Annotated in this window: 3 protein-coding genes; 1 reads left to right on the plus strand and 2 read right to left on the minus strand. The window is 71.8% G+C overall.

All coding sequences use genetic code 11. The features are described from left to right. Positions 1 to 160: 160 nt before the first annotated feature. A complete protein-coding gene (locus tag D7W79_RS40785; RefSeq protein ID WP_120530585.1) occupies positions 161 to 1,168 on the plus strand; it encodes an isocitrate/isopropylmalate dehydrogenase family protein in 1,008 nt (335 codons plus the stop codon). 61 nt (positions 1,169 to 1,229) lie between these two features. On the opposite strand, the gene D7W79_RS40790 is transcribed toward D7W79_RS40785, so the two are convergent. Both D7W79_RS40790 and D7W79_RS40795 read right to left on the minus strand, forming a co-directional pair. Further along, positions 1,230 to 1,607, minus strand: a complete 378-nt coding sequence (locus D7W79_RS40790; protein ID WP_120530586.1) for a translation initiation factor — start codon at positions 1,605 to 1,607, stop codon at positions 1,230 to 1,232. A 24-nt stretch (positions 1,608 to 1,631) separates the two neighbouring features. Further along, a partial coding sequence (locus D7W79_RS40795; protein ID WP_244222254.1) for a vitamin K epoxide reductase family protein occupies positions 1,632 to 2,999 on the minus strand: 1,368 nt, incomplete at its 5' end.

Genomic DNA, 2,999 nt, shown 5'->3' on the forward strand with positions numbered 1-2,999 from the left:
CCCCTGGGCATGGCCTCCATCAGCCCGTGGGAGGGGGCCGCCAGGGGGACGGCGGAGCGGCCGGACGGCCCCCCCGGGCTGATGGAGGCCATGCCCAGGGGTGAATCCCGGCCGCTTTCGCCCTTCCGGCCCCCCCGGATTTGTGGTGTGAACCGCCCCCATGGCGAACACGCGCACTGTGACGGTCATCAACGGCGACGGCATCGGTCCGGAAGTCTCGGCGGCCACCATCCGCGTCCTGGAAGCCCTCAAGGTCCCCCTGGAGTTCGAGTTCAAGGACGCGGGCACGGAAGTCGTGGCCAAGTTCGGCACCAACCTGCCCCACGAGACGGTGGAGGCGGTGCTGCGCAGCGGCGTGGCGCTCAAGGGCCCCACCGGCACCGTCGTGGGCGGCGGCCTGCCGTCCGCGAACGTGGGCCTGCGCAAGCGGCTGGACCTGTACTCGTCCCTGCGCCCGGTGAAGAGCGTCCCCAACGTCAAGACGCGCTACGAGAACGTGGACCTGGTGGTGGTGCGTGAGAACACCGAGGACCTCTACGCGGGCCTGGAGCACATCGTGGTGCCGGGCGTCGTGGAGGCCATCAAGGTCATCACGGAGAAGGCCTCCACGCGCATCGCCCGCTTCGCCTTCGAGTACGCGAAGAAGAACGGCCGCAAGAAGGTGTCCGCCATCCACAAGGCGAACATCATGAAGCTGTCGGACGGCCTCTTCCTGGACTGCTGCCGCAAGGTGAGCCGCGAGTTCCCGGAGGTCGCCTACGACGAGGTCATCGTCGACAACCTCTGCATGCAGCTGGTGAAGGACCCGACCCGCTTCGACGTGATGGTGCTGGAGAACCTGTACGGCGACATCGTCAGCGACCTGTGCGCGGGCCTGGTGGGCGGCCTGGGCATGGTGCCGGGCGCCAACATCGGCGAGCGCACCGCCGTCTTCGAGGCCGTGCACGGCACCGCCCCGGACATCGCGGGCAAGGGCATCGCGAACCCCACCGCGCTGATGATGTCCGCGGTGATGATGCTGGAGTGGCTGGACCTGCGTGAGGAGTCCCAGCGCATGGCCAACGCCATCCAGAAGGTCTACGGCGGCGAGTCCAAGGTGCGCACCGGCGACCTGGGCGGCAGCGCCACCACGCGCGAGTTCACCGACGCCATCATCGCCGCGCTGTAGTCTTCGCGCGGCGCGACGCTTGAAGGGGGCGGGAGGTTCTCCTCCGGCCCCCTTCGTGTTTTCAGCCGACGATGACCTTGCGGACGCCCCGCGCTTCCAGGAGCGCGGGAAGCCGTTCGCGCTGGTCGCCCTGCAACACCAGCGCGTCCTCCTCCACCACGCCGCCGCAGCCCAGGCCGCCCTTGAGCGCCTTGAGCCAGGTGTCGAGCTGGGCCGCGGGCAGCCCCAGCTGCTCCACCACCGTCACCTCCTTGCCGCCCCGGCCCTTGCGCTCCATGCGCACCACGGCGCGCGCGGGCCCCTTGGGCTCCGGCTTCTCCCGAGGCGGGGGCGGGGGCGGCCCGGAAGGCAGCGCGTCCCGCTGCGCGGACAGGGCGGCGAAGGGGTTGTTGAAGGGCCCCGGCGGCGGGGCCTCGTCCTTCTTGTCGCGCTTGCCCATGGCGTCCTTCGGCTCCCCTGCCCCTTACGGGTGGGCGTGGCCCTCGTGGCCGTCGGAGGAGCCACGCGAGCGCGGGGGCGGCAGGGTGCTGAAGGCCGGGGCGTCGGGGTTGCCGCTCGCCAGCACCAGCGCGTAGATGAGCGGCGCGGACGGGGGCACTTCGCGGCCGTTCACCAGCACCAGCGGCGTGCCCTGGATGTTGTAGCGCATGGCGTATTCAACGTCCTGGCGCAGCTTCCCGATGGTCTCCGGCGCCGTCATGCACGCCTCCAGCTGCGGGCGCGCCACGGAGCCGGAGCTGGCGATCTCCATCACCTTGTCCGTGTCCAGGAAGGCCTGCGCGGCGAAGAGCTTCTCGCGCAGCGTCCAGAAGTCCTTCGCGCCCTCCAGGCACACCGTGGCCCGGGCCGCGGCGCAGCGCACGCTGAGCGCGTCCGGCCCGCGGTTCGGGATGGCCGGGTTGCACTGGCCATCCAGCGGGAACTGCCGCGCCTCCACGGACAGCATGCCCTTGGGGGCGTGCTGCTTGATGAGGGCCAGTTCCTCCACCAGCGCCTTGCAGTGGGGGCACTTGCTGTCGGTCCACTCCAGCACCTTCACGGGCGCGTCCGCGGGACCGAAGAGGGTGCGCGGCGGATAGGCCGCGAGCTTCGGCTGCGCCGCCCGGTACATGGCCAGCGCGTCCGACAGGAACTGGAGCTGATCCGACGGGAGGCTCTTGAGGAACGCGTCCAGCGTGGCCGGCGGCGGGGGCGCGGGCGGCGTGGCGCTGGAGGTGTCCTGCGGCTGGGACGCGTTCGCGGCCACCGGCGGCAGGAAGGCGCCGGACTTGGGCGCGTGCGGCGTGGCCCGGCCGGGCATCAGCATGGCCACGAAGGCGACGGCGCCAAGGCCCACGGTCCACTTGAGCGTGTCGCCCCACTCGCCCGCCTGGGGCAGGAAGGGGCCGGGCAGCCCGCGCCACGCCACGCCCGCGAACGCGAGCACCAGCACGTAGGTGCCCAGGCACGTGGGGCACACCACGCCCACGCGGGCGCTGACGGAGGCGAAGACGACCACGGACACGACGCCCGCGAGCGCCAGCAGGCGCAGGCCGCTGGCGGCCGGACGCACGGAGCGCCCCGCCTTGGCCCACGCGAGGTACAGCGCGGCGAGGCCCACGGCGGTGAGCCCCCACACGAGCCCGAGGCCCGCGATGGGGATGCCCAGCGTGTCGTGCACCGCGCTGGCGAAGTCCGAGTTCCAGACGGTCTCGCAGTTGACGTGCTCGTTGATGCCGCAGCTGGTGGCGCCACCGGCGCGCAGCGTGAGCAGCTCCATCCATTGATAGATGGCGAGCGCACTGGTGAGGAGGCCCAGCACCAGCAGCGCGAGTGCGCCACGGGTGGGGAC

The organism is Corallococcus exercitus, from assembly GCF_003611585.1.
GTDB classification, from domain to species: Bacteria; Myxococcota; Myxococcia; order Myxococcales; family Myxococcaceae; genus Corallococcus; species Corallococcus exercitus.